This window comes from Mojavia sp. (assembly GCF_059505145.1).
The window spans coordinates 21,167-38,196 of record NZ_JCACKA010000100.1; the positions used below are offsets into that span (position 1 = coordinate 21,167).

At 40.9% G+C, this 17,030-nt stretch carries 22 protein-coding genes; 14 read left to right on the top strand and 8 right to left on the bottom strand.

Features of this window, described 5'->3' with window-relative positions:
* Window positions 1–340 precede the first annotated feature (340 nt).
* Together AC5JL8_RS28160 and AC5JL8_RS28165 are read right to left on the bottom strand one after the other, a co-directional pair.
* Window positions 341–475 carry a hypothetical protein gene (locus tag AC5JL8_RS28160; protein ID WP_495882982.1) on the bottom strand — a complete coding sequence of 45 codons (135 nt, stop codon included), beginning with the start codon at window positions 473–475 and terminating at the stop codon, window positions 341–343.
* Window positions 472–654 (bottom strand): hypothetical protein, encoded by a 183-nt coding sequence (locus tag AC5JL8_RS28165; protein ID WP_495882983.1) that lies wholly within the window; start codon window positions 652–654, stop codon window positions 472–474. Before AC5JL8_RS28165 ends, AC5JL8_RS28160 begins: the two co-directional genes overlap by 4 nt.
* A gap of 322 nt (window positions 655–976) precedes the next feature.
* Here AC5JL8_RS28165 and AC5JL8_RS28170 point away from each other — a divergent pair, with 322 nt between their 5' ends.
* From AC5JL8_RS28170 to AC5JL8_RS28205, 8 genes are all read left to right on the top strand, one after another.
* Window positions 977–1,351: a hypothetical protein gene (locus AC5JL8_RS28170; RefSeq protein ID WP_495882984.1), complete on the top strand. Its 375-nt coding sequence runs from the start codon at window positions 977–979 to the stop codon at window positions 1,349–1,351.
* Window positions 1,348–1,911, top strand: a complete 564-nt coding sequence (locus AC5JL8_RS28175) for a hypothetical protein (RefSeq protein ID WP_495882985.1) — start codon at window positions 1,348–1,350, stop codon at window positions 1,909–1,911. The genes AC5JL8_RS28170 and AC5JL8_RS28175 overlap by 4 nt, the downstream gene beginning before the upstream one ends.
* A gap of 74 nt (window positions 1,912–1,985) precedes the next feature.
* The gene (locus AC5JL8_RS28180) at window positions 1,986–2,129 is read left to right on the top strand and encodes a hypothetical protein (RefSeq protein WP_495882986.1); all 144 of its coding nucleotides are present in this window, start codon (window positions 1,986–1,988) and stop codon (window positions 2,127–2,129) included.
* A gap of 229 nt (window positions 2,130–2,358) precedes the next feature.
* The gene (locus tag AC5JL8_RS28185) at window positions 2,359–2,556 is read left to right on the top strand and encodes a hypothetical protein (RefSeq protein ID WP_495882987.1); all 198 of its coding nucleotides are present in this window, start codon (window positions 2,359–2,361) and stop codon (window positions 2,554–2,556) included.
* Window positions 2,557–2,640: 84 nt separating this feature from the next.
* Window positions 2,641–2,943, top strand: coding sequence for a hypothetical protein (locus AC5JL8_RS28190; protein ID WP_495882988.1), 303 nt, complete (start codon window positions 2,641–2,643; stop codon window positions 2,941–2,943).
* Entirely contained in the window at window positions 2,940–3,350 is a 411-nt protein-coding gene (locus tag AC5JL8_RS28195) for a hypothetical protein (protein WP_495882989.1), read from the top strand. Before AC5JL8_RS28190 ends, AC5JL8_RS28195 begins: the two co-directional genes overlap by 4 nt.
* A complete protein-coding gene (locus AC5JL8_RS28200) occupies window positions 3,347–4,063 on the top strand; it encodes a hypothetical protein (RefSeq protein ID WP_495882990.1) in 717 nt (238 codons plus the stop codon). The genes AC5JL8_RS28195 and AC5JL8_RS28200 overlap by 4 nt, the downstream gene beginning before the upstream one ends.
* A 61-nt stretch (window positions 4,064–4,124) precedes the next feature.
* The gene (locus AC5JL8_RS28205) at window positions 4,125–6,176 is read left to right on the top strand and encodes a hypothetical protein (RefSeq protein WP_495882991.1); all 2,052 of its coding nucleotides are present in this window, start codon (window positions 4,125–4,127) and stop codon (window positions 6,174–6,176) included.
* A 319-nt stretch (window positions 6,177–6,495) separates the two neighbouring features.
* On the opposite strand, the gene AC5JL8_RS28210 is transcribed toward AC5JL8_RS28205, so the two are convergent.
* From AC5JL8_RS28210 to AC5JL8_RS28220, 3 genes are all read right to left on the bottom strand, one after another.
* A complete protein-coding gene (locus AC5JL8_RS28210) occupies window positions 6,496–7,659 on the bottom strand; it encodes a DUF4145 domain-containing protein (RefSeq protein ID WP_495882992.1) in 1,164 nt (387 codons plus the stop codon).
* 231 nt (window positions 7,660–7,890) lie between these two features.
* Complete coding sequence (locus AC5JL8_RS28215; protein WP_495882993.1) at window positions 7,891–8,322, bottom strand: hypothetical protein; 432 nt, start codon at window positions 8,320–8,322, stop codon at window positions 7,891–7,893.
* 530 nt (window positions 8,323–8,852) lie between these two features.
* Entirely contained in the window at window positions 8,853–9,074 is a 222-nt protein-coding gene (locus AC5JL8_RS28220) for a hypothetical protein (RefSeq protein ID WP_495882994.1), read from the bottom strand.
* A gap of 196 nt (window positions 9,075–9,270) precedes the next feature.
* Here AC5JL8_RS28220 and AC5JL8_RS28225 point away from each other — a divergent pair, with 196 nt between their 5' ends.
* The gene (locus AC5JL8_RS28225) at window positions 9,271–9,765 is read left to right on the top strand and encodes a hypothetical protein (RefSeq protein WP_495882995.1); all 495 of its coding nucleotides are present in this window, start codon (window positions 9,271–9,273) and stop codon (window positions 9,763–9,765) included.
* 41 nt (window positions 9,766–9,806) lie between these two features.
* Window positions 9,807–10,007: a hypothetical protein gene (locus AC5JL8_RS28230; RefSeq protein WP_495882996.1), complete on the top strand. Its 201-nt coding sequence runs from the start codon at window positions 9,807–9,809 to the stop codon at window positions 10,005–10,007.
* A 312-nt stretch (window positions 10,008–10,319) separates the two neighbouring features.
* Here the strand turns inward: AC5JL8_RS28230 and AC5JL8_RS28235 are convergent, their stop codons facing one another.
* Window positions 10,320–10,682, bottom strand: a complete 363-nt coding sequence (locus AC5JL8_RS28235; protein WP_495882997.1) for an aspartyl protease — start codon at window positions 10,680–10,682, stop codon at window positions 10,320–10,322.
* A complete protein-coding gene (locus tag AC5JL8_RS28240; protein ID WP_495882998.1) occupies window positions 10,679–10,996 on the bottom strand; it encodes a hypothetical protein in 318 nt (105 codons plus the stop codon). The genes AC5JL8_RS28235 and AC5JL8_RS28240 overlap by 4 nt, the downstream gene beginning before the upstream one ends.
* A gap of 212 nt (window positions 10,997–11,208) precedes the next feature.
* Between AC5JL8_RS28240 and AC5JL8_RS28245 the strand changes: the two genes are divergently transcribed.
* From AC5JL8_RS28245 to AC5JL8_RS28260, 4 genes are all read left to right on the top strand, one after another.
* On the top strand, window positions 11,209–12,060 hold the full coding sequence (locus AC5JL8_RS28245) for a ParA family protein (RefSeq protein WP_495882999.1): 852 nt from the start codon (window positions 11,209–11,211) through the stop codon (window positions 12,058–12,060).
* A gap of 24 nt (window positions 12,061–12,084) precedes the next feature.
* Complete coding sequence (locus AC5JL8_RS28250; RefSeq protein WP_495883000.1) at window positions 12,085–12,510, top strand: carboxysome distribution maintenance protein McdB; 426 nt, start codon at window positions 12,085–12,087, stop codon at window positions 12,508–12,510.
* 164 nt (window positions 12,511–12,674) lie between these two features.
* Window positions 12,675–13,652, top strand: a complete 978-nt coding sequence (locus AC5JL8_RS28255) for a tyrosine-type recombinase/integrase (RefSeq protein ID WP_495883001.1) — start codon at window positions 12,675–12,677, stop codon at window positions 13,650–13,652.
* A 174-nt stretch (window positions 13,653–13,826) separates the two neighbouring features.
* On the top strand, window positions 13,827–15,548 hold the full coding sequence (locus tag AC5JL8_RS28260; protein ID WP_495883002.1) for an alpha-amylase family glycosyl hydrolase: 1,722 nt from the start codon (window positions 13,827–13,829) through the stop codon (window positions 15,546–15,548).
* Window positions 15,549–15,604: 56 nt separating this feature from the next.
* On the opposite strand, the gene AC5JL8_RS28265 is transcribed toward AC5JL8_RS28260, so the two are convergent.
* A partial coding sequence (locus AC5JL8_RS28265; RefSeq protein WP_495883003.1) for a WD40 repeat domain-containing protein occupies window positions 15,605–17,030 on the bottom strand: 1,426 nt, incomplete at its 5' end.

Here is a 17,030-nt window from a genome sequence, read left to right on the forward strand (position 1 = left end):
GGCGTAACTTATGCCGTAGGTTGAAGGAAAAGAATTAAGTAGTTTCGCTAAAGCCTTCATGCCTGTTCCTTTTTTCCCTAGAAGGTATCTGTTGGAAATAAATGATAGACACTTATAATTAAGGAAAGGCACTACTCCACTAAGGGCAGGCTCCACAACTAAGAGCTTCTCCACAGTGAGTGTCTTCAACTCTGTCTTTTCTGGCGGGGTGAAATGTGTGGCAGGTGTTGGTAGCACCGAAACCACAAAATACGAGCAAAATCAAATGAGTAATTTGAGCCTGAGTCTGTAAGTTGGTAGCTTGCAGACTTTTTGGCTTATTAGCTCAATTTTCTAGTAATTAAAAACCATAAAAATCATAAATAAAACTTAGTTGGTTGGGTTTGAGATGTTGTTTGCTAGTCAGCTGTGCAGTTTGCAGCAGCATTGCTTTTATCCGATCAAGTCTGTCTGGTTGGCCTATGGTGTTGGTCATGCACTATCCTTTCTAGATTCTTTTTGACTTTTTGGTTTGCTGTATTCATCAATAGCTTTTTTAGTAAGGGCTAACACCAAACTTGGAACGGTACGATATTCGCTATCTGCCCATTCTTTTAAAACCTGATATTCCTCTTCATTGACTCGGATAGTTATGGATGGCTTTTTGGATGGCACTTTTAGCACTCGTTGAATAATGCTTCATGACATTCACAATTATCCAACCTAAAGACAAATTCTTCTAGGTGAAGTATTTATCAAAAATAATCATTTCTATTGACAGGTGTTGCACCTGTTGATTACCATAACAGATAAGTCAGGCGACCGACAAGCATCGTTATTCAAGTTCTGTCCACCGAGTAAGGAAAGGCTTATAAATCAATTCTTTTAAGGCGTGGGCGCGGCACAACAACGATAGCTACCAAGTACCTGACTTACATCTGCCAGTAGCTATTTTTGACCGTCAATCACTATTTGCTCATTAATCAATAGATGCTCTATGAAAGCGTCAAACTCTGCACGGGGACTTGATTTAGACTCCCCTGGTCTGTTTTGCTCTAGTTATGTTACAAAATCTGAACTTGCAAGAATTCTTAACGTTGCTCGTTCAACTTTAGTCAGTTGGGACGGTATTGCACTGTACCGCATAGATAGTTATCGCCAAGCCTATCCAGTCAAAGCCAATGGCAGTACAGACCGCTCTTGTCCGTTGTCACCATACCAATCTTGGTGTTTGTCCCGTATTGGTCGAGTCATGCAAAATCTCAAATCGGCTGAACGAGTCAAGAGCTATATCAAAAAGCATCCCGAAGATTTTAGTCCAGCGAAGTTTCAAAGCCAATTTCATCAAGTAACCAGAGGTAATGCAGCATGAATACGAAAGATATGATTGCTATTAAAGAAGTTTGTTCACTCTTGGAGATGCCAGAGGAAATTATCAGATTCTCCTTGCAAGAATCACATCCAGATGATTTTGATAGTCTCAAAGAAATTAGTTTTGCTGAGTTTGAAACATTAGCTCAAATCCTCAAACAGAAAGCCGAACAAGAACAAACTGGAGAAATAGCCGCGATTGCGCCATCAACTAACAATACTCTGCCAATCCAAGAACAACAAAAAATCATTAATGGTGCATTGAATGCTTTAAGTGAGTTTGCAGGGAACTACACATTGACCATTGATAAAATTACTTCCACCTTGGCATTTATCAGTGGACAATCAGTTGTTAATAATTTCGTTCACATCCACTCCAACACAATTAGAAGCGGTTTAGAAGATTATTTAGATGAGTTGGCAGGTGAGTTAACTGCTGCTGCTCACTCAATCAAAGGAGTTGATGCTAACGATTTTTTAGCTCAACGGGGCATTACCCCGAAACAACGAACTGCTCAGAAGTCATTAGAAGAAATCATGAATCTGGCAGCAAATATCTAAATATTGCCTACAGATTAGCACTCTCTGACAGTCGCTTCTTATCGTTGTTATTCAGAATTTCAAGATCAAGAAAAATGCACATAATCACTGAGACTTGTTTTTATTCCGGTGTGGCTACTCTGTCTCTAATTGGTGGGATAGCAGCAGTTATTTCCCCTCTAGGTGTGGGTTTATTTGCAGTAGGATTAGCAATGTATGTCAGCCAAAATCGACGCTAACAGGGACTCTTTAGAAACAGCATATCAGTGGCAAGTATTTAACGTGAATCCGCTGCTTTTAATGGGTTGTATTGTGATTTCTGCATTTGTTGGCAGCTATGTATATACCAGTTGGCAGCAAACTAAAAATCTTGGGCAATCTCCAAATATCGAGATTAAAAACTTACCTCTTTGTAGCAGTGTAGGCTCTGAATCAAAACTGAAGTTTTCAAGTATGAGGAGGTGAATTATGAATACTCAACCACTGCCAGAATTAATTGCACAAGCCCAACAATTAGTAACCCAAATTCGGCAGCATCCACAATATCAAGGCTTACGTTTTGATTGTGACGTAACCATTGGAGATATCAGTCAATTTTTCAATACTCTGCAATGGTCAGCCACAGCTTCAACTGTGGACATTTCGAGAGAAGGATTTTTTCAGTGATGGGAGAGCGATTGCAATGATTGGTCGTCGGTGCAATCGCCCTACTCGCATCTACGCATCATAGACACAAAAGGATTGTAAATCATGACGAAACCAATCGGGTATTACTGCGCTCTAACGCCTGGAGATGGAACCTATCTGGACTGGCTGCAAGATACTTATGGTTCTTGTCTTGAGGGGATTAATCGCATCGAAAAACTGCATTTTTTGAAAGCGATAACTGACAACTTAATCGCCTCTGAGACTGCTACAAAAGGACAATATTTACTAGAAGAATCGGCCCAAACGATCCAGAAGCTTCAAGAGGATTTGTATCAGTACACTCCCATAGGCGACCACTTGGGACTAGCAGAAGCAATCATCAACCAACTTAAGACTCAACAATGAAGTACCAAAAACAAGCCATGCTGGGGCTATTGGGATTGGGTTTGATTGCTGCACCTATGTTTATTAAACTGCCTCAGCAGTTCTACATTTTTTCTGCTGTGTCGGACTTAGAAGCCAGAGAATCTGTTGAACGCTCACGCATAGAACAACGCAAACTGACCAGCGACAAACTGAACTCTACTGGCATATTACCGACCAGTTTAAAACTCAGAATCAGAGGCTATTTAGACAACCCAAGACGTAACCCAAGACCAGACACCAGCTATTACCAAGAGGATGAACAAGTTTATGTTTATGATTCATCTGGTCGTTGCATAGGGCAAATTTCAGAACGACGTTGGCTTTGGAAGTATCACTACAAAAATGTCTGCAATTTATCCCCACAATTGGAGTCAAGTAAATCATGAAAAGTGCAGAATATAAGTCCCCAAGTGATTCACACTCAACAGCTGCAACTTCCCCAAAAACTAGCAACAAAGGAGTCAATAATTACGCAGAAATCTTAGCGCAATGGATTGTTGATATCATTGCCCTGCCCGTAACGTTCATTACCCACATCGTTGCCCAGTTCGTCACGCCAGGGTCATCCGGCACAAAGATACTTGGTGCAATGGGGTTTTTTCTTGGCACACTCCTTAGTTCTGATGGAATCTGGCAGACCCTCTTTCAAGGCGTTCCGATGTTCTTGTGGTTTGAAAAAACTTGGATTGGCTGGAAGGGATGGCTAACGCTCCCGTTTAACCTGTTTTTCTGGCTGTCACTTGGCATATCTGCTTTAGTTCAGGTGATGGAGGCTCGAAGCTTACGGGGTAAGCGACCAATGCAAGCTCGAAGCGAGTTTGAAGAATCGAAACAGTACACCCTAAGCAGTAAGCCGACTGCAAACATTGACCTAACTACCGCACTGTGGCGTGATTATAAGGTGGCAGGGATGAAAGAACGCCATGCTGGAGGCGCAATCGCACTGTTTTTCTGGCTATTCGACTTAACCACAACTTTTTTTGGTCGTAATCCCTTCGCGTACACCGACCCTGGCCAAATCTTGGGGTGTTTAGCTTACAACTTCACCACCATGATGGCAGGCGAAATCGGTTACACAATCTGGCGACTAACTAAATAAGTAAGTAATTCACTGCCCTCTGCCAAAAAGGGTGGAGGGCAGTTTATTTGAGGGATAAACTATGGAATTTTCACCCGATATTTATCAACCAATACCACAGCTGGCCACAAAAGAAACTGCCTCATTACGGGCTGACTATCCCTGCATCGAACACCTGGAAGCGGGTAACATCGCCCCTTGGCTGGTAGAAAGGCTGGATCAATTATTGGTTCGTGCCAAAACTGAAAGGGCAGGGATGAACTTAGCTAAATGCGTTACTTTAGCAACGGCATCAATTGGGGCGGTTTGTTATGCCACCTCTCCACTGGCCCCCATCGGTGCGCTAGTTGCTGGGTTGGGCTATGCTTGGTCAGTGGTGCAAGACATGACCGATTCTCATCAGTTTGCGCCTATACCTTTTGTGCGGGGTAACTTCCTAGAATTCTTAGCAGCAATGGGTGACAGCGAAGCAAGAGCCGAATGGTTTGCAGGAGCGAATGAAATTGTGGATTTAATGAACCACCTTGCGCCCCTGGAGCGTAGTGAATTTGTGATGCTGCGGCAGTACACCAGCACCTTAACCGATTTTCTCACGGGCGTAGAAGCTGGTAAGCGGTTCTATGCTTACAGGTGGCTGCTGGACAATTTCACCACTTACAGGGGCGCATTTCCTACTGTTGAGCAGTTGTGCAAACATCTGGCGCAGGTAGCCCCTGACCCTAGAATTGACCATAAACAAGTCACTCTAATTCAGCAACAATCCCAACTGCCACAAGCCAAAATACCAGAACCAAAATTTACTCAACTGCCACAACCAAAGTTTATAGAGTTGCCCAGTTCCTCACAGCCTGAACCGACTCTAGCCCCAAATCAAGCACCAGACCTTAAATCAGTTTTGACCCTGCCACTGCACAGCAGAGCGATCGCAATTATCGACGCACTAACTAACAGTGGTTTTGATATCGCCAAGTGCATTCGTGACCAAATCACCGTGATTGCAGGCAATCAGCGAGGGGGTAAGGGTACGCTGATGGCGATTTTAGCCATCCTCAGTAAAGCACTGGAGCCAAATACTAAGATTCACTATTTCACCGCCGGAAGTGACATCTACCCGTTTGCCTGCCACCACTTAGTATGTAGACTGAGTTACCCTCAATTGGAGGGTGCAAAGGCTGATGCTCTTGTGGCAGGCGATTTGTACGAATATCTAAGGGAAATTGACAACGCCAACCAGAATAGTTACACAGATATTATTCTGGTGATTGATGAAGCTGTGGCGTTGTCTGACTACCTCACGGATGAGCAGAAGCAATGGATCATTCGCTTCCTGTTCACTCGTGCCAGCAAGAAGGGCGCACAAATTTTCGTTGTGTTGCACGGCAAGAATCTTACTTCTTGGGTCGGCACTAAAAACACCGCAGGTTTTGGCGATACTTTCAAAAGTGGGGCTACTTTCATTGGCTGTGAAGCCACGAGTAAAAAACTGTCTCCACTCAAGTCAATCTCATTGGCAACAGGGCGGTACTTCCTGGCTGACCCTGATAGTTTTGATAAGCCGATGGCTGGCGGTGAAATTGGCACGATTCCAGAATGGCTAAAAACACAGGTGAATCCTCATTCTGGACAGCCTGACCCAGCGCGGACACTGCTTGTTTATTTTCCTGAGTTGAGCAGTGAAAACCCTGGTTTGACTGATTCTGTACCAAGCAGCGATAAGCCACAGGATGAATTTTTGAATCAGGCCAGAGCATGGCTAAATGATAATTGGGTGATACCGGATGCACCACCGCCCACTTGCCCCCCAAATCCAAGCGATACCGACCGATACCAACCGACTGATAAGGCTTTTGAGCTTTTGGAATCGTCAGGAATCGATACTGAAAACGATACCGGAATCAGTGATATTATCCCAGAAAACGGCGATTCTAAGACCTTTGGCGATGATACCAAAATCGATACCGAAACTCGCTACACTCCCGCACAATTGACTATTGAACAACTGAATGGCATCATCAAGCAGATGGTGGATAAGAAGATGTCGCAGACTCAAATTATTCAATCGCTTTGGGGAGTAGAGAAAAACGCTAAAGGCTGGAAGCAGGCTTACACCGAATATAAAGAACTGTTTCCATGATCCATGCCAATGTTCTGAAAGAATGTAAATGGCTCTTCCGTCCTACTATGCTAACTTTTAGTTAGGTATCAGAACTTGACTTAAAAATTCAGTTAAATAGACGATTAAGCATACTAAGTAATGAAGAGCCTATTTTATTGTTAAATTATTAGCTAATGATGTTGTTTTATTCACTAGTTTAGTAACATCATAAGAAGTAATTTTTTTATTTTGCTGCTTTATTGGGCAACAATGTAATTGCAGTGTATTATTTTATATACCAGTATGAAATCGCATCTATTTCTAAAATATGGGTATCCTATGATGTAGAATTATCTTTTTATTCATACATTTGAACAAAAGTAGAAACTGCTTCTTTTCCTATCTTTGCTAAAGCGTTAGTAGCCTTATTTTGTACATCTGTACAATAATCAGAATTATTAATTATATTAATAATATTTGGTAATGCTGTTTGAGCATTTGACCCCATATCTCCTAAAATTCTTATAGCTGTTAAGCAATCTTTTTTATTACTTGTATTTGTTAATAATTTCAACAATTCGCTAACTGCATCAGCACCAATCTTTTTGATAGAGTCAGTAGCCCCTGACTTAAACTCTTTATGTTCATTAATTATAAAATCTATTAACACGGGTAAAATATGCTCGATTTTTTCTTTGGAATTAGCAAGAGTTATCGCAGCATAATAGCGGAAATTTTCATTAGTATCTTGTAATGCTTTTTCAAGAAGACTAATTTCTGTATCTTTTAATTTTAATATATCTTTTTTATCTTCCACGTCTGAAGTCTCTATCTTTTTGTTTGTTCTCTTAAGTAGATTCCAGAACTTAAATTTAAAATCAACACAATATTCAACCAAAGCAAAGGTAAAATCTAGAATATCTTTAGCATCTTTTTCATTAAACTCTTTTAAAGAATGTGCAGCATCATTGCCAAAATCCTTTAACGCTTTAGCCCATTCATATAGCATATTATCTATAATTTTTTCATCTCTCATTCTTTCTATTTTACCGTCTAAAGTGTATCGTTCTTTAATATCTAACTGTTCTAAACATAAGCATTCTATGGTTTTTCTGCACATTAATACACTTGGTGTGTAAAGTTTTGATTTAAAACATTTTACAGCTTGCTTATATGTATTCTTAATTATTACTTCAGCTTCTTTGAAATCTTTAGATGATGGATATAAATATTCTTTTTGTGGTTGGGGGGCAATAAATATTATGTCCCCATTAGAATCTACACCATCTTCTTCATCATCAGCCTCAGACCATTCTGCCTCTTGAATAATATTAAAATTTTCGCAATAAGAACAAACTAAAATATTAAAATTATAATATATTTGTTCTGGAGCTTCAGTGGTAATAATATCTTTAACATAAATACCTTGAGTGACAATTTTCATTAATGTATTATTACCACAATGCTCACAATATATTGTTTTCTCAGTAAGTTTATATTCATTTACTTTCCAACGTCTCACGTTAAGTTGCTCCTATTATTAGAAAATAATAAATTTAATGACTTTGATTTAATATATGTTTAAGCAATATTTTCGTTGATGATATTTATCCAGTAATTTCCTTATATAAACTCATTCATTTCCTCACATTAAAGCGTCTACTAGATGATTGATAAATTATCCAATAATCTTAACAGTTCACTTAATGCCTTTTTAAAATACATCTACCTCTAGCATAAATTTAGGTAAAAGTTATTGAGAAAGCAACGTATATGTATAAGTAGCTTGGTAATCTACTTGAGGTAATTTGTTATGACGACAGATCAATTGCCTTTCAGTGACTTCACAATAATAAGGATGAGCAACTCGCTCATCGGTTGCAATAAACTTATTTCCCTCCCAACGAACAATTTCAAGACTAAACTGATAATTTAGCCTGGGAAATTTTGCACTCATATTATGCTCACTTAAAACAAGTTCTCCATCGTCTGGCCCTCCAGACTTAGATTCTCCCCACTGTAACCAATCAACTTTAAATTTCACAGGAATAGGTTGGTTTAAAGGAAAGCCAAGTTCAGTTAACTTCTCTTTTTGAAGAGAAGAACAACTGGCACATAAGCTTAAAAGAGCCAGAATACTGAAACGCAGAAACATACTCTGTCTCAACGTTGAAATTTTTACCATAGTCTTAATCAGTCCAACTTCGGGCGAGAACTCATAAGAATTACTTAGTCAAAAATAAACAATTTATCCTAAAATAATTTACTAGTAGTTTATTTTGTATAGAGTAAATCCTGAATTTGAAAATTTCTCAATTATAAAGTTGCCTTATTTATACAGTTGACATCAGCTACGTTTGTGATTAAGTTCAAAGAATAAGGCATTGAATTAAACTAAATTGCCCTAGTAACGGGGCCGCTTAGTTTAACGACGTTCTTTGAGCTAACGGAAAATAAAGCTTTTCACCCTCTACGCGGTCGATATTTACGCGCTTTCCCGCAGAACTACCCAGGCAAGTAAAGAGGCTAATATTGCTCTTGCTTGGAGATCGCAGTTCTTCTTGAAAAAAAAGCGGACTGGTTAGGAATTGAGAACTGTTCGCAATAAGTTTGACACGGCTCGTTTCTTGACGAAAGAATAGGGATCAGAGCGCGGTAAACTGTCAGTAAAAAGACCCTAAAAATGCTGTTCTAAAGTTAGTTGAAATATATCAGCTAATTTCCAGAGTATGGATGCAGCCAACGTTCTAATTGCCAATCAACCTTACTTGCATTTCTACTGCCAAAATATACACGGCATAGCTCTTCAGTATCAGGCTCTAATAGTGAATACTCCCAAGTCTCACCTATTGGCCGAGCCTCGGCGATTACACGAATTATTTGCTGTCCTGGGCTGTAAACTTGTACCTTTTGCCCTTTACGATATTTGGGACTCATAATGCACCGAAAACAAACAACTAAGACTTTAAGCGTTTCCAGTCTAACCTAGCAGGTCAAACTTGCTACATCCAGACATCTAGTTAGTAAAGTGGAGTTCAGAGGAAACCGAAGGGGGCGATTGGGGGTATGAGGCGTAATTATCTAGCTAAATATGGGAACTATTTATAGGTAGTTTTTTAAAGGCAAGTAGCTTATGCCTCGTGATTTAGAGATTCTTAAAAAAGGCGATTGGTTTTTGGCAGAAGGTCAAAGGGATAACGGAAGCTTTGGCTACCCTATTTACTACAGACACGCAATTAGTTATTCAATCGGTATGAATATAACCAGATATGATAAAAATAAAGATTGGGTAGCTGAAGAAATAAACAAACTTATTAAGTCTGTAAAGGATAAGCAACCATACAAACATGATAATTTTCTTGAGTTGCACCCGCTTACAGTATCTGTATTTCAGTCTAAAGGTTTCGTTCTAGTTGACCAAACTAATTCATACTATCCGCTTATGTTTTATGACGATGATAGCAACAGAGACGGAAAGGAAAGAGTTTCATCTCTTACATGGTCTTTAGATGCTATTAGTAAAAATCTAGACGAAGTTTATGCTCAACTCTATAGATTAAAAGTAGAGGATTGGACATCAGATTTCCAAGACGAACTTTTAGAAATTTACGCGCATAAACCTAGTTAATAATAGCTTTAAAAATTTGCGTAAATGCGAGGAGAACAGCAGTGAAAACTTGGACAAATCAGGATGCAGGAAAAGAAACCTGCCCACAGTGTGACTCGGTTTACTCAGTAACAATTCATCGTCTGCCAGCAAGAGATAAAGACAGCTTCAACTGTGTAGTCTGTGGTTATGAGATGCAGAGTTGGAATGATACAGAATTTCCAAGTTTCAAACTCGTTCAGCGTGGTCAGCCTCCTGAATAACACGACAGACCAAGGAGGCTAACACTCAAAACTTTGAACTGAACAGAGTAGTAATTATTTCAGTATTGTTGCTTACTCTGTGCAATTCATTTAAATAAATTGCACTAAATTAAAGAGTCAAATCGTTGCAGGCTAAGGATCGCAGGGTCTACAGTCTGTTCTGAGTGAGTAAAAAATTTCATTTCTTTACTCTTTCTTACTTACTCGCACTCTGCTTTATAGATAAAGCCCTCATAAACTCTTTAAGGGCATTGATTAATATCTATGTCACAAGCCCAATCGAAAGCAGCAGCGTAATTTCAAGAGAAAACATCATCCCAGCGTTAACACCCCAGATGGCATATCCACGACCAACCGTCGAGTTTTTAACCACTGGCGACCAAGTAAAACTTCTGACACTCCTTGTCCCACATGGACTGGAATATCAAATTCCTGTCCATCAAGAAGCACTTTTCCTAAATAAATGTCAAATTCTGCTTCGCCTTGGGCTGTGAGCATTGTTTGCTGTTCTACATAAATCCAATCAAGTGCTTCTAAATCCTGGTTATTAATTGCCAGCCACCAAGAAAAACCTGTATCAAAAAGTGCTTCTACTGCTACTTCTAATCCATCAGCAGCTATCAACTCGATTTCAAAAAATAATTCATCCTCCAAACCAAAGTTGCCAGAAATCATATCCTGCCGCACGTCCCAGTTTCATTGATGCGGAAAACGTGCAGCCTCATATTCGGGTATTTTTCATGTGCTATCTGGGCAACTGCTAAGGCATCCTCATTAATAAAATATTCCCCACTTTCTGGTTCAACTGCCACATACCAGTTGTAGTGAGTTTCAATTAATTCTGGCTGCAATTTTTTAAAGATTTGTTCGCAACGCTGCTTAAATTCTGCTTTTTCAGCTTTCCATTGAGCTTTCTTCTCTTCTGACCACTGAATTTGGGGGAATACTCTCCCCCGGCGCACTGTACGAGTAGACTTGGCTTCAGTCATGGTTGGTTCTACTTTACTGCAATATCTATATTGAACAGCACATCCACACTACTTGGGGTTTATGCTTGGCTTGTTTGGTCTGGAGAATTATACTTTAACTAAAATACAATTTTACTTTTGTACAAAAGTAAAATTGCACTATAGTACAATTCTACAAAAGTGAATTAGTATATTGGTTACTTTGTACTTTAGTATTTTTATGTAATTGTTTTATGCCAATTCCGCCAACAGTCGTCTCCTTGGGCTTGGCTGGGGGTCAGGGAAAGTCTACGGTAGCCTTGATGCTGGGGAGGTATTTGGGTCGCTTGGGAATTCCCGTTTTGTTTGTGGATTGCGACCCTCAATCTAGCTTGACCAGTTTCTTAGGGGTACAAGTACAGCCTGATACCCCAACATTACTGGAAGTTCTGACACAACCAGAAGAGAAAACAAAAATTCTTGATGCCATTGCGTCCGTACCTGACGTTAAACTGGGCGACCGTACCATTAACAATAGCAACCTGTTCTTAATTCCTTCCGATGATGGTTTGGAGAGTGCTAACTATAAATTGGCCTCCAGTGGCTTAAGTCTGTTTATTTTAAGAAATCGCCTCCAGCCAATTGTGAGTAATTTCGGTGTGGCAATTGTAGACCCACCCCCGGAACGTTCACATTTAGCGCAGACTTCCTTGGGTGCTGGTGATAGGTGGGTGATTCCAGCAGAGTCAAACGTCAAGGGAGTGCAATCGCTGTTGCGGACTATGGAATTAATCAAAGAATTTAAAGCAGCCCTACCTTACGGTGAACTACTGGGTGTAGTGCCGTTTCGCGCACGCTGGACTGGTTTGCATCCAACAAACGCTACTAAAACCAGTATTGATACGATGCGGCAACTGGTGGGGTCGGAGTTAATGTTGCCGCATATTTTGGAATCAGATGTATTCAAAAATGCCATCAACCAACGGGTTGCACCAACAGACTTAGGACAGCCAAATCTGGAATATGCGATTCATGTCTTAGCTCAACGCCTTAAGCCAGCTTTGCCAAAAGAATATGCCAAATTAATTCCCTCTGAACTAGCGTAATAAATTTTACTATTAGGTGAAAATATGAATATCCTAGATGAAATCAGAAATAGAGCGGTTGCACCAACAGTTGCACCACGAGAAGACGTGTTAGCTCCACAACAGCAGGATTTACCTAAAAGCGATGTTGATGTGACCTCGACTGCTGATAGTTCCGTTTCGGAACTCACAAAATTAGAAGAGCAACTAGCGAACTTCCCGGAAATTGCGCCTAGAGTACCTGTACGTTTAGAAGCTGCAATCAAGGAAGAACTCGATGAGCTATGCAACAGAGAAAAAATCACAGTTGAAACGCTCCTGGAAGCTTTTTATGTTACTTGCAAAGAAAAAGATTCAGTCATGAAACAAGTCATAAAAGAAGCCAAAAAACGGCTCAAGAGTCGCAAAGAAGCCGGGAATATTCGCTCTAGCATGACTCGTTTAGCTAACTTAGCCAAGAAATTAAAGTAGCAATCAGTCCTTCGGGCGAATACAGACACAATATCTAGATGTAGTGCGCCTTACAGCCCTCATGGGTGGAGAGAAAAACAATTCTCGCACCCGGTAAGGGCTGGGAGTTGTGCAGGGAGCCACTTTGTTAGAGGATCTATGGAAAAGCACCTACCAGACAGTCTGTGAATACTCCTGCGATCGCTGACAATTTTAATCCTGAATCGCTGGCGTTAACCCAACCAGTACCGCTTACTATGCACCCGGCTGAAGTTTACCTTAACAGTCTTGGTGAGGGTTCCCGGCGGACGATGCGAGAGGCCCTAAATGCGATCGCCCAACTACTAACCAGTGGTACTTGTGATGCAAGCACCTTGGATTGGTCAAAGTTGCGTTACCAGCACACCGCCGCAGTTAGGTCTGTGCTGATGGAAAAATACAGCCCAGCAATGGCTAATAAAATGTTGTGTGCATTGCGGCGGACGCTCAAGGAAGCTTGGCGGTTAGGGTTAATGTCCACAGATGAGTATGGACGAGCAGCTGATATTGAGTCGGTGCGAGGCCAGAGTTTATTGAAGGGGCGCGAACTTGATCCCGAAGAAATTGCTGCGCTTTGGGATGATTGCATTCAAGATGACTCAACATTAGGTCGCAGAGATGCAGCACTGCTGGCAGTTTTGACGGTTGGGTTGCGTCGCAGTGAGGTAACTTACCTTGATTTGAGTGATTTTAAACCGCGCACTCGCTCATTGACAATACGTGAAGCTAAGGGGCGGAAGGAACGAATTGTCTATTTACCTGAAGCTGGTGTGCAAGCAGTCCTTGATTGGTTGTTGATTCGAGGTAAAGCACATGGGCCGCTTTTTTATCCTTTAAATAAGGCAAATAAAATCATACCAAGGCGGATGAGTGAGCAGGGGGTGTTACGAGCATTGCAACGACGCGGCGAAAAAGCTGATGTGGATGCGTTTACACCTCATGATTTTAGAAGAACTTTTATCGGTAATCTATTGGATGCTGGCGCAGATATCGTCACGGTAGCGAAACTAGCAGGTCATGCGTCGCCAAGTACCACAAGTAAGTATGATCGGCGGGGGGAAGCCGCTAAGAAACGGGCAATTGATTTGCTGAACGTGCCTTACAGTAAGCGGAAAAATCGTTAGTTTTACTAGGATAAATATTCACATTAATATTATGTTGAGGTAACTGGAGCTAAACAACTTTGCAGATGAAAGCTTTATTTGACCGACTAAAACCTAAATTTCTCCAGAATGGTTGATTGTTCCGTTCTTTTATTAATTAGAATGATGGGAGAAAATAATTTTTTAAAATAATTAATGTCAGTACTCACCTCAATTGCTCAGATTGATCTACGACCAAAATCGGGCAAGACTTATTTTTCCATTGATCGAGAGTGGCGGGAGGAGTTTATTTACTTCCTGATGGTAGACCGCTTTCATGATAATTCTACCCGTATACCCATTAATCAGTCAGGACGTTCTCTCGGCATTCAAGCACCTGACAATAAGTTTTATGGTGGTAAAATTCAAGGCATCACACGAAACCTTGATTATATTGCTGGGCTAGGCTGCACAGCCATTTGGCTCTCGCCCATTTTCGAGAATAACGCGGGCGCTTATCACGGCTATAACATCAGCAATTACCTCGATGTCGATCCTAACTTTGGAACAAAGCAAGACCTCATTGATTTAGTTGATGCTGCACACAATTACAAAAGAAACGGCAAAGCATTTCCCATCCGTATTATCCTTGATGTTGTCATCAATCACTCTGGTGACAACTGGGCTTATCCAGGCGACAATGAGTATAAATATATTGATGATCAACAGTTTTCAATTGACTTTTGGCGCAGGAATGATCGTCCGATTCCAACTGAGCTACGTAAAGATTACCTTTATCATCGACGGGGACGAATCACTGAACAAGGCTGGGATCGTTATCCAGAAAATCAACACGGCGACGTAGTCAGCCTCAAAGATTATGCCAATGATGATGATTCGGCTGGCTCTGAACTAATTAACATTCTCATCAAAAGCCACTGCTACTGGATTCGAGAGGCAGACATTGATGGTTTTCGGGTTGATGCCGTAAAGCACATGGGCGAATTAGCCTGTTCACGTTTCTGCTCAAACATTCGTGAGTATGCATATTCCCTGGGCAAGCGCGGCTTTTTCCTATTCGGCGAATTGGCGGTCTCCAGCGACGATATATACGACCGTTACATTGGGCAAAACACCTCGCGCCAAGATAATAATAAAACGGTATTTTTTGGACTCAACTCGTTACTTGACTTTCGTTTAGCTTCTGGCAGATACAACGATGATAATAATGCTCCACTGCGCGATATTATTAAAGGTAGCAAGGGGCCAGAAACGCTCTTCAACCGGATTGAAGCACAACGTGAGCGTGCCTTAAATCGTGGAGAAATTGGGCGATATTTAGTAACATTCATTGATAACCATGATGACTTTTGGCAGCCTGGAGGACGGTTTGCTGCTGAAGCTTCCGATGCACAGGTAATTGCTGGCATCGGCTTTTTGCTTTGCTCACTTGGCACTCCTTGTATCTATTACGGAACCGAGCAAGGTTTTGCAGGTAAAGGTGGCGATAACCATATTCGTGAGGCAATGTTTGATTCAGCAACCACGGCTCAAAATCTACTAAACACTAACTGCACTATCTACCAGGAAATTTCCAAAATTGCACAGGTCATGCGGGCAACAGAACCGCTTCGCTTTGGGCGGATGTATTATCGGCAAATTTCTGGAAATGGCAAGGATTTTGGTTTTCCATTTGGCAACAGTTACACATTGGCGTTCTCACGCATTACTTATGGACGAGAAGTGTTAGTAGCTTACAATGTGTCAAATCAAAACCGTAACGATTTTGTAATTGTAGATGCTTCCATCCACAAGAAAGGCGAAACCATGAGTTTTATATATGGTAAGTCAGGTAGTGTAACGGTGCAGGAAGCCCCAAGTGGAGCACTGTATGTTCAACTAAATCTCAGATCACATCAATTTGTAATTCTAGAATAGTTCAGATTTAGCCAACTTTAATTACCAATGTAAAGCAGGACAAAAAAGGGTCTGCGTTACATTGGACAAACTTTGGGAACATCGCTGTGACTCGCTAAGTAATCTTTAAGCCACTTACAACCTCGCATTAGTAAATCGTCTAGGTTAAGGCTCCATAAAATGATTGTTCCGTCAGTACTAGCGGAAGCTAAAGTCTGTCCGTTAGGGCTAAAACTGAGGCTGTGAACTGGGGCATTATGACCAGCAAGTGTAGTGATTAGAGTGCCATCTTGTTTCCAAAATTTAATAGTAGTGTCATGTCCAGCGGAAACAAGAATTTGTCCATCAGGACTAAATATGACAATATCAACCGGTGTACCATGATTGAGAGACTTTACTAAGGTTCCATCTAGTTTCCAAATCTTAATGGTGTTATCAGCACTAGCAGACACAATAGTCTCTCCACTTGGGTTAAAAATAACACTATTAACTGGTGCTGTGTGACCCCTAAGAGTAGTAACAAAAGTTCCATCTCGTTTCCAAAGCTTTATATTTTTATCACCATCAGCAGAAACTAAAAATTTACCATTTGGACTAAAGCTGACTTTGTTAACTGGGGCTGTGTGACCTCTAAGAGTAGTAACAAAAGTTCCATCTTGCTTCCAAAGCTTAATAGTGTGATCGGCACTAGCAGAAGCTATCAACTGCCCATCAGGACTGAAGCTGATTCCATTAACTGGGGCTGTGTGACCTCTAAGAGTAGCAACCAAAGTACTATCTTGCTTCCAAAGCTTAATAGTGTGATCGGCACTAGCAGAAACTATCAACTGCCCATCAGGGCTGAAGCTAATATCATTAACTGGGTCTGTATGACCTCTAAGAGTAGCAACTAAGGAGCTATCCCGTTTCCAAAGCTTTATCACGTTAGCATCATCAGCAGAGGTCAAGATTTGTTCATCAGGAATGAAACCGCAGCTACGCTGTGAGCATCCTTTCCAACTACCACTAGCAGAAGCCAAAATTTTTCCATCAGGGCTGAAGTGAATGCTGTTAATTGCAGCGTTATACTTGGTAAAGCGAGGAAAAGCACTATTGAGGTTCAAAAATTTAATGCTGTAATCAGAACTAGCAGAAATTATGGTTTTTCCATCAGGGGTAAATCGAGCTTTGTTGATGGGAATACTATACTCTGCGAGAGTAGTAATTAAACTACCATCTCGTTTCCAAAGCTTGACAGTTTTGTCGTTACTTGCAGAGACTAAAGTTTGTCCATCCGGACTAAAGCTGACACTATTAACAGGTGCATTGTGTGCAGGAATAGTAGTAATTAAAGTACCATCTCGTCTCCAGAGCTTGATAGTTTTGTCGTTACTTGCAGAGACTAAAGTTTGTCCATCCGGACTAAAGCTGACACTATTAACAGGTGCATTGTGTGCAGGAATAGTAGTAATTAAAGTACCATCTCGTCTCCAGAGCTTGATAGTTTTGTCGTTACTTGCAGAG